A 19,287-nucleotide genomic window follows, 5' to 3' on the forward strand; every position below is an offset into this window, starting at 1 on the left:
GGAGACCGGCCCGGAGCCCGGGACGGACACGCCAGGGCCGCCCTTTGGGGTGCCCGTAGACTGGTGGATCGGCCCCCATCCGGGCCGGTCCACCAAGATCCTCTCGCTACGGGAAGTCGCCACGTGTCGCTCACGATCGGAATCGTCGGCCTGCCCAACGTCGGCAAGTCGACCCTGTTCAACGCCCTGACCAAGAACGACGTCCTGGCGGCCAACTACCCGTTCGCCACCATCGAGCCGAACGTCGGCGTCGTCGGCGTCCCCGACGCCCGGCTCGCCCGGCTCGCGGAGATCTTCGGCTCCCAGCGCGTCCTGCCCGCGACCGTCGACTTCGTCGACATCGCCGGCATCGTGCGCGGCGCGAGCGAGGGCGAGGGACTGGGCAACAAGTTCCTGGCGAACATCCGCGAGTCGGACGCGATCTGCCAGGTCATCCGCGCCTTCGACGACGAGAACGTGGTCCACGTCGACGGCCGGGTCTCGCCCAAGGACGACATCGAGACGATCGACACCGAGCTGATCCTCGCCGACCTCCAGACCATCGAGAAGGTCCTGCCCCGGCTCCAGAAGGAGTCCCGGATCAAGAAGGACGTCCAGCCCAAGGTCAAGGCCGTCGAGGAGGCCAAGGCCATCCTGGACGAGGGCCGCACGCTGTTCTCGGCCGGCATCGTCCAGGGCTCCGAGCGGGCCGAGCTCCTGCACGACCTGCACCTGCTCACCACCAAGCCCTTCCTCTACGTCTTCAACGTGGACGAGGAGGAGCTGACCGACGAGGCCTTCAAGGAGGAGCAGCGCAAGCTGGTCGCCCCGGCCGAGGCGATCTTCCTCAACGCCAAGCTGGAGTCCGACCTCGCCGAGCTGGAGGAGGACGAGGCCCTGGAGCTGCTCCAGTCGGTGGGCCAGGAGGAGCCGGGCCTGGCCACCCTCGCCCGCGTCGGCTTCGACACCCTCGGCCTCCAGACGTACCTGACGGCGGGCCCGAAGGAGGCCCGCGCCTGGACGATCAAGAAGGGCGCCACGGCCCCCGAGGCGGCCGGCGTGATCCACACCGACTTCCAGAAGGGCTTCATCAAGGCCGAGGTGATCTCCTTCGATGACCTGGTCGAGGCGGGCTCGGTGGCCGAGGCCCGCGCCCGCGGCAAGGCCCGCATGGAGGGCAAGGACTACGTGATGCGCGACGGCGACGTGGTGGAGTTCCGCTTCAACGTCTGACGGCCGGTTCCCCGATCGGCCGAAAGCCGGGCGGGGTGGGGAACCCGCGGTCCAGGGGGCTGGCCCCTTCCCGTCTCCTTCCGCGCACCCCGTGCCCTTCCGGGACGCGGACGTCCCGGCCGTCGCCGGCGGCCCGCGCGGCTGCCCGGCGAAACCCGCGCGGCACCCGCACGACATCCGCGGGACGGCCGGCGTTCGCCGTGGAGAGCGGCGTTCCGCAGGGCCCTGTCTGATGCCTCCGTACGCCAGTACGCTGTGCCCGGAGCCACGGACCGTCGTGAAAGGCGCGTGGATGGGGGATCCGACTTTCGGGGTGCTGGGGCCGCTGAGGGTACGGGCGCGGGGCGCCGAGGTCCGTATCGGGGGCCCCAAGCCGAGGGCTGTCCTCGCCACGCTGCTGCTGCAGCCGGGGGCCTTCGTCTCGCTCGACATGCTGGTCGAGGTCCTGTGGCCCGGCGGCGCTCCCCGCTCCGCCGTCGCCAACGTCCGCACCTATGTGCGCGCGCTCCGCCGCGCCCTGTCGGAGGCGGGGGTCGCCACCGGCGGACTGCGCACCCGGCCGTCGGGGTACGCGTTCGACGCCGCGCCCGGCGACATCGACATGTCGCTCTTCGAACAGCGGCTGGAGCGGGCCCGCGCGGAGCGCGACCGCGGCGACGACGACGCGGCGCTGCGCCGCTACGAGTCGGCCCTCGGCCTCTGGCGCGGCAGCGTGCTGCAGGACGTGCCGTCCAGCGTGGTGTGGGACCCGGTGATCGCCAGGGCCGAGGAGGCGCGGTCGGCCGCGGTCGGCGAGTGCCTCGAAGTGCGGCTGCGCATGGGCGAGTACGCGCCGCTGGTCGCGGAGCTGCGCTCCCGTCTCGCCGAGGACCCGTTACGGGAGGACCTGTGGCAGATGCTGGTGCGGGCGCTGCACGGATCGGGCCGCACCGCGCAGGCCCGGGCCGCGTACGCCGAGGCCGAGCGGATCCTGGCGGCCGAGCTCGGCGTCGAACCGGGCGCCTCCCTGCGCCGCACCGGGGAGGAGGTCAACGGCTACACCGGCCGGCGCCGGCCCGTGCCGGCCGAGCCGGTGTGCCAGCTTCCGATGGACGTGCCGGACTTCACCGGCCGGTCCGAGGAGGTCGCCGCGCTGGAGGGGCTGCTGTCGGCGGCCGGCCGGCAGCCGGTCGTCGCCGTCCTGTCGGGCCCGCCGGGCTCGGGGAAGACGACCCTGGCGGTCCACGTGGCGCACCGGGTGCGCCGCGCCTTCCCCGACGGCCAGCTCTTCGTGGACCTGGGCGGGATGAGCGACCGGCCGCGCGAGCCGGCCGACGTCCTGGCCGAGATGCTGCGGGGGCTCGGCGTCATCGACAGTGCCGTCCCCGGCGAGCCGGCCGAGCGGGCGGCGCTGCTGCGTTCGCGCATGGCGCAGCGCCGGTTCCTCGTCGTCCTCGACGACGCGGCGGGCGGCGCGCAGGTGCGCCCTCTGCTCCCCGGGACCGGGGGATCGGCGGTGCTCGTCAGCTCGCGCCGCCGGATGCCGGGGCTGCCCGCGCACCACTTCCCCATCGGTGTGATGAGACACGACGAGGCCCGCGCGCTCCTCGGCGCGATCGTGGGGGAGGAGCGGCTGCGCCGGGAGGGGACCGACGCCGACCGGGTGCTCGCCGGCTGCGGCTCGCTGCCGCTGGCCGTACGGATCGCCGGCTCCCGGCTGGCCAACCGGCCGGGCTGGAGCGTCGGCACGCTGGCCGACTTCCTGCACGACGAGCGCGGACGGCTGGACCAGCTCCAGACGGGCGAGATGGAGGTGCGGGCGAGCGCGGAGCTGAGCTACCGCCATCTGCCCGAGCAGGCGGCGACGGCCTTCCGGGCCTTCGGGCACCTGACCGGCGACGCGGTGCCCGGCTGGCTCGTCGCGGTGGCGATGGGCCGCTCCGACGGGGCCGCCGGGGAGCTGGAGACGCTGGCCGACGAGCACCTGGTCGAGGTGGTGGGCACCGACCGGCTGGGGCTGCAGCGTTACCGGATGCACGACCTGCTGCGCTGCTACGCCCGGGAGCTGGCCGAGGAGGACGGCACGGACGTGCTCCTGCGGCGCCGGCTGCAGGTCGTCGACGCCCTGATCGCGCTCGCCCGCTGTGCGAACTCGGCCATGCCCACCCGCTTCCTCGGGGTGCTCGGGGAACCGGTCTGGCCGACCGGGCCGGCCGCCGCGGTCGTGCACACGGTGCGCGCCCGGGCCGTCGAGTGGTTCGAGACCGAGCGCCGGCTCCTCGTCCGGGCGGTGGAGTCGGCGCTGCGGCTCGGCCACGTCTCCCGGGCCGCCGATCTCGCCATCGAGCTGGCGGGCTTCTTCGACATGCGCGGCTACTACGGCGACTGGCTGCGGACGCACCGGCTCGTACTCGACGCGATGCCGGAACCGGCCGGCGCCCGGGCCGCGGCGCTGCTGCGCAACCTGGGCCAGCTCCATCTCTACCAGGACCGGTACGCCGACGCCCTCGCGTCGTTCGACACCTCGCGCGCCCTCTTCGCCGGGCTGGGGCATCCGTCGGGCGAGGCGGTCGCCGCGGTGGGGGCCGGTTCCGTGCACCGGGTCGTGGGCGATCTCGGCGCCGCGCTGAAGGCTTTCACCGACGCGCTGCGCGGGTTCGGCGGGGTGGGCGACCGGCACGGGGAGGCGGTCGCGCACAACGCGATCGCCTCGGTGTGGCTGGAGCGCCGGGACCCGGACGCCGCGGCGCCGTGGCTGGACGGCGCCCTGGAGCTGTCCCGCGGCATCGGCGACCGGCACCGGGAGGCGCAGGTGCGCCGCCGGATCGCGGTGCTGCACGAGCTGCGCGGCGAACCGCACGCCGCACGAGCCGAACTGGAGCACGCGCTCGGCATCTTCGACGAGCTGGCCGACACGCACTGCGCGGCCTACGTACAGCAGAGCATCGGGGAGCTGTGCCTGCGTCAGGGCGACGCGGGCCAGGCGTCGGTGCTGCTGGTGGACGCGCTCGCCGTGCAGCGGCAGCTCGGTGACCGCCGGGCGGAGGCGCGTGTCGCGTGCCTGCTGGGCGAACTGCACCGGGCGACCGGCCGGGAGCAGACCGCCAGGCGCTACTTCCACCGCTCCCTGTCCACGTGGCGCCGGCTCGAAGCGTGCGAACAGGCCGAACTCGTGGACGCGAAGCTGCGTTCGCCGCGCTGACGCGTTCCGCGGGCGTACCGCCCCCGGCGCCGAGGACGGTACGCCCCGCGGGGCGGGGCCGGGAGGTGCGGCGGCCCGGCCCCCGTCACGGCGCGGGCGTCACATCAGCACCTGTTGTTGCTCGTCTGGTAGCGCGTCGTGTAGTCGGGGTAGCCGACCCCCTGCACCACCGCGGTGACGACCGCCCCGTTGTGGATCTGCTCGTAGTGCAGGTGCGGGGAGAGGCTGTACGTGGCGGAGGACTTGCCGACCCGGCCGATCAGCTGGCCGGCGCTGACCTTGTCGCCCTTGCTGACCTCGCGGTTGTACAGGTGCGCGTAGCGCGTCCGCCAGCCGTCCCCGTGCCCGATCACGATGGTGTTGCCGTAGCCGGTGGTGGTGGAGTAGTGGGAGGAGAGGACGGTGCCGCCGGCGCTGGCGAACACCCGGCGCTTGAAGTCGTCCGGATTGCCGTTCGCGTCGTAGTGGTTCCAGTCGACCGAGTGGGCCGGGCTGTGTCCGTTCCAGTTGCTGCCGCGCCAGACCTGGCCGCAGGCGAAGGGCATCTTGAAGTTGGGCCGGGACAGGGTCTGTACGGCGTCCGGCGAGGTCTCCTGCGGTGTCGCGACGGCTGCGGGAGCCGTGGCCGCGAGGGCGGCGACCGCGCTCGCGGCCGCGAGTATCCGGCGGGAACGTCTCTGCATGGGCTTCCCCTTGTGGTCGGTGACGGGGCGATTGAAGGGGGCGCCCATACAAAGCGGATACAACCGCCGGGCCCTGCCCTGTCCTGCCCGGCGGTGCGGGACGGCGCGGACCGGGCCGGGCCGGGCCGGATCGGTCCGGGCGTCCGGGCGCCGTGGCCGGAAACGTGTTGACGGCGCGTGACATGTACGTGTCTTTGTGCACGCACCCTTGTGTCTTTCCTATGGATCGGCGAATCTTTCGAGCGGCGAATCGTTCCGGAACCCCGCACCTCCCGGTGCTTGATTTGTCATGCTCATGCGCATCCCCTCAGCAGCGCACCCCACAGGAGGAGGACCCCCCATGGCAGCGATGCGTCCCACCCGACGCAGACGTGCCCGAGTGGCCGCGGTCACCGCCGCGGCCCTGGCCATCGGTTTCGTGCCCGCGGCGGCCGCCGTGGCCGCTCCGCCCGCCGAGGGCGTGATCCAGAACGCCGGCGCCCCCGGAGCGATCAAGGGCAGCTACATCGTGACCCTCGACGAGGACGCGGCCGACGCCGGTTCCTCCAAGGGCAAGTCACTGGTGGAGAAGTACGGCGCCACCATCAAGCGCACCTACCGCGAGGCGCTCAACGGCTACGCGGTCCGGCTGACCGAGGCCGAGGCGAAGAGGCTCGCCGCCGACCCGTCGGTGGACGCGGTGGCGCAGGACCAGAAGGTCTCCATCGCCGGCACCCAGACCAACCCGCCGTCCTGGGGCCTGGACCGGATCGACCAGCGGGCTCTGCCGCTGGACAGCCGCTACACCTACCCGGACTCCGCCGGTCAGGGCGTGAACGCCTACATCATCGACACCGGCGTGCGGATCAGCCACAGCGACTTCGGCGGCCGGGCCGTGAACGGCTACGACGCCGTGGACGGCGACAACGTCGCGCAGGACGGCAACGGCCACGGCACCCACGTCGCCGGCACCGTCGCGGGCACGTCCCACGGCGTCGCCAAGAAGGCGAGGATCGTCGCCGTGCGCGTACTGGACAACAACGGTTCCGGCACCATCTCCGGCGTGGTCGCGGGCGTCGACTGGGTGACGCGGAACGCCGTCAAGCCCGCGGTGGCCAACATGAGCCTGGGCGGCGGCGCCAACTCCACCCTCGACACCGCCGTGCGCAACTCCATCGCCTCCGGCGTCACCTACGCCGTGGCCGCGGGCAACTCCAACACCAACGCTTCCACGTCCTCGCCCGCCCGGGTCGCCGAGGCCCTCACCGTCGGCTCCACCACCAGCTCCGACGCGCGCTCGTCCTTCTCCAACTACGGCAGCATCCTGGACATCTTCGCGCCGGGCTCGTCCATCACCTCCACCTGGCACACCTCGGACAGCGCCACCAACACCATCTCCGGTACGTCGATGGCCGCGCCGCACGTCGCCGGCGCCGCCGCGCTGTACCTGGGGGAGAACCCCGGCGCCACCCCGTCCCAGGTCGCGGCCGGCCTGGACTCCGCGGCCGTCACCGGCGTGGTCTCCAACCCCGGCAGCGGTTCCCCGAACAAGCTGCTGAACGTGGGCGCGGGCGACCCGGGCGACCCCGGTGACCCGGGCGAGCCGGGCGGCCGCTTCGAGAACACCGCCGACTACCCGATCGGCGACAACTCCACCGTGGAGTCCCCGATCACCGTCTCGGGCGTCAGCGGCAACGCCCCCTCCGACCTGAAGGTCGAGGTGGACATCCGCCACACCTACAGCGGCGACCTCCGGGTCGACCTGGTCGCCCCCGACGGCAGCGCCTACCGCCTCAAGGACTACGGGACGGGCGGCAGCGCCGACAACGTGATCGGCACCTACACCGTCGACGCCTCCTCGGAGACGGCGAACGGGACCTGGAAGCTGCGGGTCAGCGACAACGCCTGGTGGGACACCGGCACGATCAACTCCTGGGCACTGCAGTTCTGAGCCCGGGCGAGGCGGCTCTCCGGCGCCCCTGACCGGCCGTGCGCCGGACCGTGCGCCGACCGCACAGCCTCGTGCGCGACCTGTGCACAGCCCCTGCCCCCACGGCCTCGCCGTGGGGGCAGGTTCGTGCTCGAAACCTGCTCTGAGCAGCACTTCATCACATCGGGTGAAACCCTGGCCGATTGTTGCGGCGTACAACCTTCCGTTGCCAAGCTGTTGCACACCGTCAAGCCGTTGGGAGGACATGTGCCTTTCGGTGAGCAGCCCGCATATCTGCGTGTGGCCGGAGATCTCCGCCGGAAGATCGCCGACGGCACGCTTCCGCCGCGCACCCGGCTGCCGTCGCAGGCCCGCATCCGCGCGGAGTACGGCGTCTCGGACACCGTCGCGCTGGAGGCCCGCAAGGTGCTGATGGCCGAGGGGCTGGTCGAGGGCCGCTCCGGGTCGGGGACGTACGTGCGCGAACGGCCCGTGCCGCGCAGGGTGATCCGCACCGGCTACCGGCCGGCCGGCGAGGTCGGCCCCTTCCGCCAGGAGCAGGCCGACGAACGGGTGTCGGGCACCTGGGAGTCCCACAGCGACCAGGAGGAGGCGGGCCCGGCGATCGCGGAGCGGCTGCGGATCAAGGAGGGGGAGCGGGTGATGCGCACCCGCTACCTGTTCCGTATCGACGGGGAGCCCTCGATGCTCTCCACCTCCTGGGAGCCGCTGGCCATCACCGGGCGCACCCCCGTGATGCTGCCGGAGGAGGGGCCGCTCGGCGGACGGGGGGTGGTCGAGCGGATGGCGGCCATCGACATCGTCGTGGACAACGTGGTGGAGGAGGTCGGAGCCCGTCCCGGCATGGCGGAGGAGATGCTCGTGCTGGGCGGGGTGCCGGGACACACCGTGCTGGTGATCGAGCGGACGTACCGCGCCGGCGGGCGCCCGGTGGAGACCGCGGACGTGATCGTGCCCGCGGACCGCCACCACGCGGTGTACCACCTCCCCGTGCGCTGAGGCGCTCCCGTGCGCCCCTCCGGATGCCGCGGTCACTCGCACACATGGCCGAAACCATGCCTCATTGTGCCAACATGAATGCGCTGAGTGAGGCCCGGGCGTAGGCTCGGGCATATGCAGACCGGTGGATCGCTGGGGGAAGTCGCACGGCGCGGGGCGCCGGGCGGGAGGGGCGCGTGATGAGTGAGAGCAGGACCGTGCTCCCCTGGATGGTCATACGGCAGGATCCGAACGGCAACCGCTACCGCGTCGGCCGCTATGCCACCCGGGCCGAGGCCCAGAGCATGGCCGAGCGGCTGAGCGGGCACCGGGCGGGCGGCGCCGGGGCGGAAGGGGCGGACGGGAGGGCGGGAGAGCGGCGCTACCTGGTCGAGCGCATGCGCCGCGGAGGCGGTGATCACGCCTGACCCAATGCACAATCGGGTATACGGACAAACAGTCCCAAAGTGCCCGGGTGTGCGCCCGGGCGAGGGCCCGAGCGTGGACGAGGACGGCGTGAACGACCCACCCAAGGCATTCCACGGCGCGGTCGAGGGCGTGACCACCTCGCTGCTCGACACCCTGCGCGTCGGTGTCGTCATGTTCGACACCGACGGCTACATCATGCTGTGGAGCCCCACGGTCGAGGAGATCCTCGGGTGGCCCGCCGAGGCCATGGTCGGCCGCTACTACGGCGGCTACCTCACCGAGGACCCCGTCGAGGCCTCCTCGGGCGCCTCCGTTCCGCGCGGCGGGATCTACCGGGCCATCGGGGAGAACGGGTACTGGCGCGGAAAACTCCGCGTCCGCCACCGCGACGGCTACACCGTCGAGGTCGAGGCCCGCGCCTCCCTGCTCACGCCGCCCGACTGCAAACCGTTCGTTCTGGCCAACATCGTCGAGACCTCCCGGCTGCGCGCCGTCGAACAGGACCTCGCCGCACTCGACGCCCTCTTCGCCACCTCCCCGCTCGGCATCGCCGTCTTCGACACCGAGCACCGCTACGTCCGCGCCAACGAGGCACTGGCCCGGCTCAACGGGAGGCCGGTCCACGAGACCCTCGGCAGGACCGTCCACGAGGTCCTGCCGCAGAACATGGCCGACACCCTCGCCCAGATCCAGTCCCTCGTGCTGAGGACCGGCCGCCCCGTGGTGGACACCGTCCTGGCCGCGCCCGACGGGCACGGCTGGCGCTCGGTGTCGTACGGCAGGCTCACCAGCCCCGACGGACGCGTCCTCGGCGTCAGCTCCACGGTGATGGACGTCACCGAGCGGCGCGACGCGATGGAGAAGATCGAGCGCGCCCGGCAGCGGCTGAAGCTCCTGGACGACGTCGGCGTGGCCCTCGGCGATCTGCTCGACGTCCCCAGGATCGCCAGGACGCTGGCCGGCGCCCTCGTCCCGCGCTTCGCCGACTACTCGAGCGTGATGCTCTACGGCGCCGTCGCCCACGGCGGCGAACTGCCCCGCGCCGGCCGCCCGCCCGGCGCCCCGCTGCTCCAGCTCGGCGCCGCGGCCAAGGACCGCGGCCCGGTGGTGGAGCGGATGCTGAGGGTCGGTCAGGACATCGCGCTGGAGAGGGGGTCGATCTTCGAGAGCGTGCTCGACTCGGCCGTCCCCCACCTGGTGATGTCCCGCGAGGAACTGGTCTCCGCCTCCTATCCGGGCGACCCCAAGGTCCAGGCCGCCCTCGATCTGGACATCCACTCCCTGATGGTCGTCCCGCTGCGCGCCCGGGGCACCGTCCTGGGGCTGCTGCTGCTCAACCGCGCCGAGGGCCGCGCCGCCTTCGACCGCGACGACCTCGCGCTCGCGATGGAACTGGCCGGGCGCGCCGGCATCAGCCTGGACAACGCCCGCCTCTACGCCCGCGAGCGCGAGAGCGCCCTGATGCTCCAGCGCAGCCTGATGCCCCAGCAGGTGCCCTCGCCCCCCGGTGTGCAGATCGCCTACCGCTACGTTCCCGGGGGCAGCCACGCCGAGGCCGAGGCCGAGGCGGGCGGCGACTGGTTCGACGTGATCCCCCTGGCGGGCGGCCGGGTCGCCTTCGTCGTCGGCGACGTGATGGGTCACGGGCTGCGCGCCGCGGCCACCATGGGGCAGCTGCGCACGGCCGTGCGCACCCTGGCGGCACTCGACCTGCCGCCCGACGAACTGCTGCGCCGCGTCAACGACCTGGCCGACGACCTCGCCCAGGGCCCCGACGAGCCCCTGATGGCCACCTGCGTCTACGCCGTCTACGACCCCTCCACCCGCCAGTGCACCCTCGCCATCGCCGGGCACGTGCCGCCGCTGCTGCTGACCGGCCGGGGCGGAGGCTGGGACGTCACCCCGGTCGAGGCGCCCTCGGGCGCTCCGCTGGGCGTCGGCGGGGTGGAGTTCGAGCCCGTGAGCCTGGGGGTGGAGGACGGATCGGTCCTCGTGCTCTACACCGACGGGCTGATCGAACACCGCGGCGAGGACATCACCGAGGGGCTGGACCGCCTGATGTCCCTGCTCGCCGGCCTGCCCGCCCAGCCGTTCCTCGAGGACGTCTGCGACCGGGTGCTCGGCGACCTGGACCAGGGCGCCGAGCCGGACGGCCGGGGCGCCGCCTCCTCCGGTCCCGCCGGCCCGGCGCGTTCCACGGGCCCGGTGGGCTCGGTGGATGACGTCGCGCTGCTGCTGGCCCGGCTCGGCGGCCTCCCCGAGGGCAGCTCCGCCTCCTGGACCTTCCCCGCCGAGACGTACGCCGCACGCCGGGCCCGCGACGCCGTCCGCGGCGTCCTGCGCGGCTGGGGGCTGGAGACGCTGACCGACGACACCGTGCTGCTCGTCAGCGAGCTGGTCACCAACGCCCTGCGCCACGCCCACGGGCCCATCGGCGTGCGGATGGTGCGCGGCACCTCCCTGCTGGTGGAGGTCTCCGACCCGCTGCCCGCCCCGCCCCGCGAGCGCAACGCCGCCGTGGACGACGAGGGCGGGCGCGGCATCCAGCTCGTCGCCCGCGGCGCGCGCCGCTGGGGAACCCGCCACGGACCGATCGGCAAGACCGTGTGGTTCGAACTGAGCCTGCCGTGACGGCGATGGGCTCGATCCCATTTCCGGACACCGGAACAGCGGCCTCACCTGCGCCTTGACGCTGTGTCCAACGCACCGGAAAAATTACGCCACGCCACATCGCGCGCCTCCGCTCCCAGCCGCGGTGCCGCCGCCGGGCCCGGTCGGGGACGGCCACGCCGCCACGGCGCGTGGTTCGAGCGGACTCCGCCTGGTTAGGAGAGAGAGGGAACGGGACTGGCCCGGGTCCCGCCGGAAGTGGCGGAAACCGTGCGGTGGGCGGGACCAGCGGGTTCCGGGCGGACTTCGCCCGGGGGATGCTGGACCGGAACAGGAAGGGGCGGCGTTGAGCGACATTCCGGCCGAGGCGGGAAAGCCCGACGACGTACGCCGGGCCCTGGCGCTGCTGAACGCCGCCGGGGCCCGGATAGGCAACTCCCTCGATCTGGACACCACCGCCCGCGAACTCCTCGACGTGGCCGTGCCCCAGTTCTGCGACCTGGCCTCCGTGGACCTGTACCCCGAGGTGTTCTCCGGAGAGGACCCCCGGGCGGTGGACGGACTGGACGGCACCCGTCCGCTGCGGCGCGTGGCCTTCGCCAGCGCCGTCTCCGACGGCCCCATCACCCTCGGCCACCACACGGGCGGCGCCCCCGACCCGGACCACGTCGAACCCGGCAGCATCCACCGCTACCCCGCCGGCTCCCCGTACGCCGACGCGCTGCGCACCGCCCGCGTCCAGCGCGCCACGGGCACCCTGGTGCAGTCCACCCTCGCCGTGCCGATGGTCGCGCGCGGCCGGGTGCTCGGGCTGGTGCAGTTCTCCCGCACCAAGGGCAGCGAGCCCTTCGGCGAGCGGGACGCCGCCCTCGGCGCGGAGCTGGCCGCCCGCGCGGCCGTGTGCGTCGACAACGCGCGGCTGTACCGCAGGGAGCACGAGCGCGCGCTCATACTCCAGCGCAGCCTGCTGCCCCCGGACGATCCCGAGGCCGCCGGACTCGACATCGCCTGCCGCTATCTGCCGGGCAGTACGGCCAGCGAGGTGGGCGGCGACTGGTTCGACGTCATCGAACTGCCCGGACACCGCACCGCCCTGGTGGTCGGCGACGTGATGGGCCGCGGTCTGCGCGCGGCCGTGGCCATGGGCGAACTGCGCACCGCCGTGCGCACCCTGGCCCTGCTGGACCTGGAACCCGCCGAGGTGCTGGGCGCGTTGGACGAGATCGCCCAGGGACTGGGCGCCTCCCGCGACGGCCGCGGCGACCAGTCCGGACGGGCCGCGGACCTCTCCGAGGTGTATCTGGCGACCTGCGTCTACGCCGTCTACGACCCCGTCACCCGCCGCTGCACCTTCGCCAACGCCGGGCATCTGCCGCCCGTACTGGTCGAGCCGCGCGACGACGGCGGCGAGCAGTCCGCGCTGCTGCTGGAGGTCCCCAAGGGCGTGCCGCTGGGCGTGGGCGGCGAGCCGTTCGAGGAGACCGAGGTCGAGCTGCCGGACGGCGCCCTGCTCGCGCTCTACACCGACGGCCTGGTCGAGTCCCGCCACCAGTCCCTGGACGAGGGGCTCCAGGCGCTGCGCACCACCCTGTCGGGCCCCGACCGCCCGCTGGAGGACGTCTGCGACGAGGTGCTGGGCACGCTGGAGACCCACCACGGCGAGGACGACATCGCCCTGCTGCTGGCCCGGATCCAGGGGCTGCCCGCCGGGTCGGTGGGCGACTGGCGGCTGCCGGCCGAGCCCCGTTCGGTCGCCCGCGCCCGTGACCTGGCCCGCCGCCAGCTCGCCTCGTGGGATCTGGACGATCTCACCGACACCACCGAGCTGCTCGTCAGCGAGCTGGTCACCAACGCCCTGCGCCACGGGGTGGGGGTCTCCTCCGCGGAGCCGGGTGCATCCCCGGCCGGACGCGGTCCGGGGGGAGAGATACGGGTGCGCCTGCTGCTGGACCGCACCCTGGTCTGCGAGGTGTGGGACTCCGGACTCGTCCAGCCCCGCCGCCGCCGTGCCCGCGACACCGACGAGGGCGGTCGCGGCCTGCAACTGGTCGACCTGCTCTCCTCGGGCTGGGGCAGCCGCCGCACCCCGCGGGGGAAGACGGTCTGGTTCGAGCTCGCCCTCCCCCAGGAGGGTGAGCCCAAACCACCGGACTCGGCCGAGGCACTGCTGAGCATGTTCTGAGGGAACCGGCCGGGACGCCGCGTTCGGCGCGGTCCTCCGCGGCCGCCGTGCGCTCACGCGGCGCGGGCGGGAGTGCCGCACGTCACACCGCCCTCGCGGGAGAGCCGCGGCCCGCACCCCGGTACGGGGCGAAGCCCCCGGTCGGCGGGCGGTCGCCCCGGCGTCACCGGGCGGACGCGCGCGCGGTCCACGCTCGCACGCGGAGCGGGCCGGGGGCCGCTGGGAGCCGCCGGGCCCCGTACACCGGCGCCGGGCCCGTAACATGGAGGGACGACAGGCCGTGGCGATGATCAGCCCGGCGGGCGCGCGACGCACCGGTCGCGCCGCCATCCACGATTCCGGGAGAAGCGCCCCCAGTATGCCCACGCGCCACGACATCCGTAACGTCGCCATCGTCGCCCACGTCGACCACGGCAAGACGACCCTGGTCGACGCCATGCTCAAGCAGGCCGGTGCCTTCGCCGCCCACCAGCTCGACCAGGTGGACGACCGCGTGATGGACTCCAACGACCTGGAACGCGAGAAGGGCATCACCATTCTCGCCAAGAACACCGCGGTCAAGTACCACCCCAAGGACGGCGGCGCCCCCGTCACCATCAACATCATCGACACCCCCGGCCACGCCGACTTCGGCGGCGAGGTCGAGCGCGGGCTGTCCATGGTGGACGCGGTGGTGCTGCTGGTGGACGCCTCCGAGGGCCCGCTGCCGCAGACCCGCTTCGTGCTGCGCAAGGCGCTCCAGGCCCGGCTGCCGGTCATCCTGTGCATCAACAAGACCGACCGGCCCGACTCCCGCATCGACGAGGTCGTCGACGAGGCCTACGACCTCTTCCTGGACCTGGACGCGGACGAGGAGCAGATCGAGTTCCCCATCGTCTACGCCTGCGCCCGCGACGGGGTGGCCTCGCTGACCAAGCCGGCCGACGGCACCGTCCCGGCCGACAGCGACAGCCTGGAGCCGTTCTTCTCCACGCTGCTGGAGCACGTCCCGGCGCCCTCCTACGAGGAGGACGCCCCGCTCCAGGCCCATGTGACCAACCTCGACGCCGACAACTTCCTCGGCCGCATCGCGCTGCTGCGCGTGGCCCAGGGCGAGCTGCGCAAGGGCCAGACGGTCGCCTGGATGAAGCGCGACGGCTCGGTCCAGAACGTGCGCATCACCGAGCTGCTGATGACGGAGGCGCTCACCCGCAAGCCGGCCGAGGTGGCGGGCCCGGGTGACATCTGCGCCGTCGCCGGCATCCCGGACATCACCATCGGCGAGACGCTGGCCGACCCGGAGAACCCGGTGGCGCTGCCGCTGATCACCGTCGACGAGCCGGCGATCTCCATGACCATCGGCACCAACACCTCGCCGCTGGTCGGCCGGGGCGGCACCGGCAAGGGCGCGGACGCCAAGGCGGCCGTCAAGGACCGCAAGGTCACCGCCCGCCAGGTCAGGGACCGCCTCGACCGCGAGCTGGTCGGCAACGTCTCGCTGCGCGTGCTGGACACCGAGCGCCCCGACGCCTGGGAGGTGCAGGGCCGCGGTGAGCTGGCGCTGGCCATCCTGGTGGAGACCATGCGCCGGGAGGGCTACGAGCTGACCGTCGGCAAGCCGCAGGTGGTGACCAAGGAGGTCGACGGCAAGGTCCACGAGCCGGTCGAGCGCCTGACCATCGACGTGCCCGAGGAGCACATGGGCGCCGTCACGCAGCTCATGGGCACCCGCAAGGGCCGGATGGACAACATGTCCAACCACGGCTCGGGCTGGGTGCGCCTGGAGTTCGTCGTGCCCTCCCGCGGTCTGATCGGCTTCCGCACGGAGTTCCTGACCCAGACCCGCGGCACCGGTATCGCGCACTCCATCCACGAGGGCCACGAGCCCTGGTTCGGCGAGCTGAAGACCCGCAACAACGGCTCGCTCGTCGCGGACCGCGCGGGTGCCGTCACCGCCTTCGCGATGACCAACCTCCAGGAGCGCGGCGTGCTCTTCGTCGAGCCGGGCACCGAGGTGTACGAGGGCATGATCGTCGGTGAGAACTCCCGCTCCGACGACATGGACGTCAACATCACCAAGGAGAAGAAGCTCACCAACATGCGGTCCTCGACCGCCGACGTGGCCGAGTCGATCGTCCCGCCGCGCAAGCTGTCGCTGGAGCAGTCCCTGGAGTTCTGCCGCGACGACGAGTGCGTGGAGGTGACCCCGGAAGCCGTGCGCATCCGCAAGGTCGTCCTCGACCAGAAGGAGCGCGCCCGCGCCGCCTCCCGGGCCAAGCACGCCTGACACGCCCGGCGATCCGTCCGAAGGGGCGCCCGGACCGAACCGGTCCGGGCGCCCCTTCGCTTCGCCCGGGGCCGTACGGCCCCGGCGGCCGTCCGGCATCCGGGCGGCCGCCTGAGCGCTCCGCGGGCCCGGTCGGCGTAGCGGCGATAAAAGTCCCTTATGAGGTGATATGGCTCCGGAGAGAGGATGCCCAGGCCCCGAGGAGGTGCTCGTGCGAGGAGCCGTTCCCCCCGCCGCGGCGGCGGCGGTCCGCCGTGTCCCGGGAGGGCCGCCGCGCGGCCGGCGGCCCTCCCGTTCGCCCACGGACCCGGGAGCGGGCCCTGCGGACGCCTGCGGGGGGTGTGCGGCGGGCGGGTGGAACGGGCGATTCCACAGGACTCCGCGCCCGTCGGAGCGGTGGTGGGGAACGGTCTCCGTGAACATGCCAACGTTTGCTCCCGCAACGACTTTGGCGACCGCCGCCGCGAGGCGGATCTACGCGCGTCCACGCTTTCGGGGGGCATCTCCAGGGTTGCGAGCGTGTTACGAGAGGTCCGTACGCAGTTCAGAACGGCGCGTTCGTATATCGGCGCAGCGACGGCTAGGTTGCGGATTCATTAACTCCTTATGGGCCCAAAGTGGCTATATGTCCGACTCTTCTGGAGTCTGTCAAGCACGCTGGGACCTCAATCTGCAAAACCTTCGCTCAAGATGTGCGGAGGGTGGCCAACCGAGGGCCAAGACCTCTTGACTGAGCTGGGAACCGATTGCAAAAGTCCGCTCAGCCCAAGGCATTTCCCAGTGCCGAAGAAAGAGCGGGTTCCGCCAACACCCACAGCGCGGGGGCGCAACGCGATGACGAGTCCAACCCAGGCTGCGACAGCCCAGGCCGACAACCCTGGCCCGGACGCCGAGAGCCTGAGCAAAGAGCAGACCGCCGGCAGTGGCGGCCAGCTCGCCGGCCGTTCACCCGGCCAGCTGATGTGGCTGCGCTTCAAGCGCGACCGCGTCGGTGTGATCAGTGCATTTGTGGTGATCTTCTTCTTCCTGATCGCCGCCCTCGCACCGGTGATCTCCTGGCTCTACGGCAAGGACCCGTACACGCTGTACGGACAGGAGACCTACGAGCTGCTGGACGAGTTCGGCTTCCCGGCCGGCCCCAACGGAGGCATCTCCTCCGAGCACTGGTTCGGCATCGAGCCCGACCTCGGTCGCGATGTCTTCATGCAGCTGCTGTACGGAATGCGGACATCGCTGTACACCGCTCTTCCGGTGACCATCCTGATGGTGGCCACCGGTGTGCTGATCGGTCTGGTCGGCGGTTACTTCGGCGGGAAGGTCGATTACTGGATCGGCCGGGTCACCGACTTCATGATGGCCCTCCCCAGTCAGCTCACCCTGATCGCGGCGATGCCCGTGGTGGTGGCCGTCTTCGTGTCGCCCACCGACGAGACCCCGGTCTACGTCCGGGCCTCCGCGATCATCGTCGTCCTGTGGGTCCTCGGCTGGATGGGCATGGCGCGCCTGGTGCGCAGCCAGGCCCTCACCCTGCGCGAACGCGAGTTCGTGGAGGCCGCCAAGGTCTCGGGGGCGTCGCCCTGGCGGATCATCCGCAAGGAGCTGCTGCCGAACCTGGTCACCCCGATCCTGGTGCAGGCCACCTACATGCTCCCCTCGACGATCCTCTCCGTGGCCTTCCTGTCCTACGTGGGCGTGGGCTACGTGGAGCCGACGCCGGACTGGGGGCGCATGTTCAGGACCGCCGCCGACGTCTACCAGAACGACCCCACGTACATGTTCTTCCCCGGCGTGACCATGGTGATCTTCGTGGTGGCCTTCAACCTTCTCGGCGACTCCGTGCGGGACGCCTTCGACCCCAAGTCCGGACGCTGATCACGTCCATCTGAGGGGGGCTGCCACCCCCGCACCCGGGCGACCGGAGGCGACAGGGCAGCAGACGGATCCCAACTGACAGGCAGGTGCACAAGCATCATGAATCCCACCCGATCGCGCACACTGAGGGGCGCCCTCGTCGCCCTCGCGGCAGGCTCGCTGGTGCTGACCGGCTGCAGCAGCGGCAGCAGCGGCGGCAACAAGAGCGAGGAGAGCGCCAAGGACAAGGAGGCCGCCAAGGCCCAGTCCGCGGCGGTCGAGTACGGCGACGCCGCCGCCTCCAAGGGCCCGGCCAAGGCCGTCGAGGGTGCCAAGGAGGGGGGCACCATCCGGGTCTACCAGGAGGACGACTTCTCCCACCTGGACCCGGGCCAGATCTACGTCAGTGACGCCGGCCAGCTCGCCGGCCTCATCCACCGCGGTCTGACCACCTACACCCAGGCCGAGGACGGCAGCCTGACCGTCGTGGGCGACCTCGCCACCGACTCCGGCAAGCAGTCCGACGGCGGCAAGACCTGGACGTACACGCTCAAGGACGGCATCACGGACGAGGAGGGTGACCCGATCACCTCCAAGGACGTCCGCCACACCATCGAGCGTCTGTACGCCAAGCACATCACCGACGGCCCGACCTACATCCAGCAGTGGCTGTCCGGTGGCCCCGGCTACCGCGAGGCCCTGCCCGACGGTCCGTACGAGGGCAAGCACCTGCCCGACTCCGTCCTGGAGACCCCGGACGAGAAGACGATCGTCTTCCACTTCGAGACCGCGCAGCCCGACCTGCCGCAGGCGCTCGCGATGCCGGGCTACTCCGTCGTCCCCGAGGAGGACGACACCAAGGCGAAGTACGACCAGAAGCCCGTGGCGCTCGGCCCGTACAAGATCGCCGAGTTCAAGCCCGGCAAGTCCATGAAGCTGGTCAAGAACACCGAGTGGAACGCGGAGACGGACCCCGCTCGCCACCAGTACGTGGACGGCTGGAACATCACGTTCAACCACAGCCGCGCGGACCAGAGCGAGCGCATCCTCGCCGACCGCGGTGAGTCCGCCAACGCCATCCAGATGAGCGGCTCGGTCGACTCCTCGAAGATCAAGCAGGTCATCGAAGAGGCCGACGACCGCACCATCAAGGGCTACCAGCCCTACGTGTGGCAGCTCAACATGAACATGGACCGCCTCAAGGACAAGAAGATCCGCGACGCGATCACCTACGCGCTGCCCAACGCCCAGATCCTGCGCCCCGACGGCGGCTCCTACGCCGGTGAGCCGGCCGGTGGCCTGCTCGCCCCGACCCTGCCGGGCTACGAGGAGGGCTACGACCCGTACGGCAAGCTCGACAAGCCCAACGGCGACATCGAGAAGGCGAAGCAGCTTCTGAAGGAAGCCGGCAAGGAGGGCATGAAGCTCACCTACGCCTACGCCAACGTGCCGCACCGCGCCGAGCAGGCCGTCATCATCGAGAACGCCCTGGAGAAGGCCGGCTTCGACGTCCAGAAGAAGGACATCGACCAGGCCACCTGGTACGAGCAGGTCGGCAAGGTCAAGAACGGCCTGGACATCTACATGACCGGCTGGGGCCAGGACTGGCCGTCCGCCTCCACCGTCATCCCGCCGGTGTACGACGGTGACCAGATCGCCGACGGCGCGTCGAACTACTCGCACATCAACGACAAGCACGTCAACGACGAGATCGACCGGATCTCCAAGATCCAGGACCCGGAAGAGGCCACCAAGGAGTGGGTCGAGCTGCACAAGTACATCGTGGAGAAGGTCAACCCGGCCGCTCCGCTGTACTTCACCAAGCAGCTGCAGATCTACGGCTCCAACGTCGGTGGCGCCCGGTACAGCACGGTCAAGAGCTACATCGACCTCACCCAGCTGTACCTGAAGAAGTAACCGGCTCATGAGGTGGGTCCCCGGGGGAGAACCCCCCGGGGGCCCGCC

At 71.9% G+C, this 19,287-nt stretch carries 11 protein-coding genes; 10 read left to right on the forward strand and 1 reads right to left on the reverse strand.

The genetic code is table 11. The features are described 5' to 3' along the window. The first annotated feature begins 123 nt into the window (after nt 1-123). A complete protein-coding gene (gene ychF, locus BMY40_RS18990; protein ID WP_093661188.1) occupies nt 124-1,212 on the forward strand; it encodes a redox-regulated ATPase YchF in 1,089 nt (362 codons plus the stop codon). A gap of 292 nt (nt 1,213-1,504) precedes the next feature. Continuing rightward, the gene (locus BMY40_RS18995) at nt 1,505-4,393 is read left to right on the forward strand and encodes an AfsR/SARP family transcriptional regulator (RefSeq protein WP_093661190.1); all 2,889 of its coding nucleotides are present in this window, start codon (nt 1,505-1,507) and stop codon (nt 4,391-4,393) included. Nucleotides 4,394-4,497: 104 nt separating this feature from the next. Here the strand turns inward: BMY40_RS18995 and BMY40_RS19000 are convergent, their stop codons facing one another. Continuing rightward, nucleotides 4,498-5,076, reverse strand: coding sequence for a M23 family metallopeptidase (locus BMY40_RS19000; RefSeq protein WP_177214057.1), 579 nt, complete (start codon nt 5,074-5,076; stop codon nt 4,498-4,500). Nucleotides 5,077-5,416: 340 nt separating this feature from the next. Between BMY40_RS19000 and BMY40_RS19005 the strand changes: the two genes are divergently transcribed. The 8 genes from BMY40_RS19005 (at nt 5,417) to BMY40_RS19040 (ending at nt 19,239) form a co-directional block, all read left to right on the forward strand. Further along, nucleotides 5,417-7,006 (forward strand): S8 family peptidase, encoded by a 1,590-nt coding sequence (locus BMY40_RS19005; protein WP_093661192.1) that lies wholly within the window; start codon nt 5,417-5,419, stop codon nt 7,004-7,006. Nucleotides 7,007-7,252: 246 nt separating this feature from the next. Beyond that, on the forward strand, nt 7,253-8,005 hold the full coding sequence (locus BMY40_RS19010) for a GntR family transcriptional regulator (RefSeq protein WP_093661194.1): 753 nt from the start codon (nt 7,253-7,255) through the stop codon (nt 8,003-8,005). 179 nt (nt 8,006-8,184) lie between these two features. Next, entirely contained in the window at nt 8,185-8,412 is a 228-nt protein-coding gene (locus tag BMY40_RS19015; protein WP_177214058.1) for an SPOR domain-containing protein, read from the forward strand. An 88-nt stretch (nt 8,413-8,500) separates the two neighbouring features. Beyond that, nucleotides 8,501-11,044: a SpoIIE family protein phosphatase gene (locus BMY40_RS19020; RefSeq protein WP_245770176.1), complete on the forward strand. Its 2,544-nt coding sequence runs from the start codon at nt 8,501-8,503 to the stop codon at nt 11,042-11,044. 325 nt (nt 11,045-11,369) lie between these two features. Further along, entirely contained in the window at nt 11,370-13,205 is a 1,836-nt protein-coding gene (locus BMY40_RS19025) for an ATP-binding SpoIIE family protein phosphatase (protein ID WP_093661200.1), read from the forward strand. Between the two features lie 358 nt (nt 13,206-13,563). Further along, on the forward strand, nt 13,564-15,471 hold the full coding sequence (typA, locus tag BMY40_RS19030; protein ID WP_093661202.1) for a translational GTPase TypA: 1,908 nt from the start codon (nt 13,564-13,566) through the stop codon (nt 15,469-15,471). 834 nt (nt 15,472-16,305) lie between these two features. Next, nucleotides 16,306-17,343, forward strand: a complete 1,038-nt coding sequence (locus BMY40_RS19035) for an ABC transporter permease (RefSeq protein ID WP_093661204.1) — start codon at nt 16,306-16,308, stop codon at nt 17,341-17,343. Nucleotides 17,344-17,442: 99 nt separating this feature from the next. Continuing rightward, nucleotides 17,443-19,239, forward strand: a complete 1,797-nt coding sequence (locus BMY40_RS19040) for an ABC transporter substrate-binding protein (protein WP_093661206.1) — start codon at nt 17,443-17,445, stop codon at nt 19,237-19,239. The last annotated feature ends 48 nt before the right edge of the window (nt 19,240-19,287 follow it).

Source organism: Streptomyces radiopugnans, from assembly GCF_900110735.1.
GTDB lineage: Bacteria > Actinomycetota > Actinomycetes > Streptomycetales > Streptomycetaceae > Streptomyces > Streptomyces radiopugnans.

Coding starts and splice junctions, on each gene's coding strand:
- BMY40_RS19000 (WP_177214057.1), bottom strand. CDS start 5,076: ATGCAGAGACGTTCCCGCCGGATACTCGCGGCCGCGAGCGCGGTCGCC.
- BMY40_RS19005 (WP_093661192.1), top strand. CDS start 5,417: ATGGCAGCGATGCGTCCCACCCGACGCAGACGTGCCCGAGTGGCCGCG.
- BMY40_RS19015 (WP_177214058.1), top strand. CDS start 8,185: ATGAGTGAGAGCAGGACCGTGCTCCCCTGGATGGTCATACGGCAGGAT.
- BMY40_RS19040 (WP_093661206.1), top strand. CDS start 17,443: ATGAATCCCACCCGATCGCGCACACTGAGGGGCGCCCTCGTCGCCCTC.
- BMY40_RS18995 (WP_093661190.1), top strand. CDS start 1,505: ATGGGGGATCCGACTTTCGGGGTGCTGGGGCCGCTGAGGGTACGGGCG.
- BMY40_RS19035 (WP_093661204.1), top strand. CDS start 16,306: ATGACGAGTCCAACCCAGGCTGCGACAGCCCAGGCCGACAACCCTGGC.
- typA (WP_093661202.1), top strand. CDS start 13,564: ATGCCCACGCGCCACGACATCCGTAACGTCGCCATCGTCGCCCACGTC.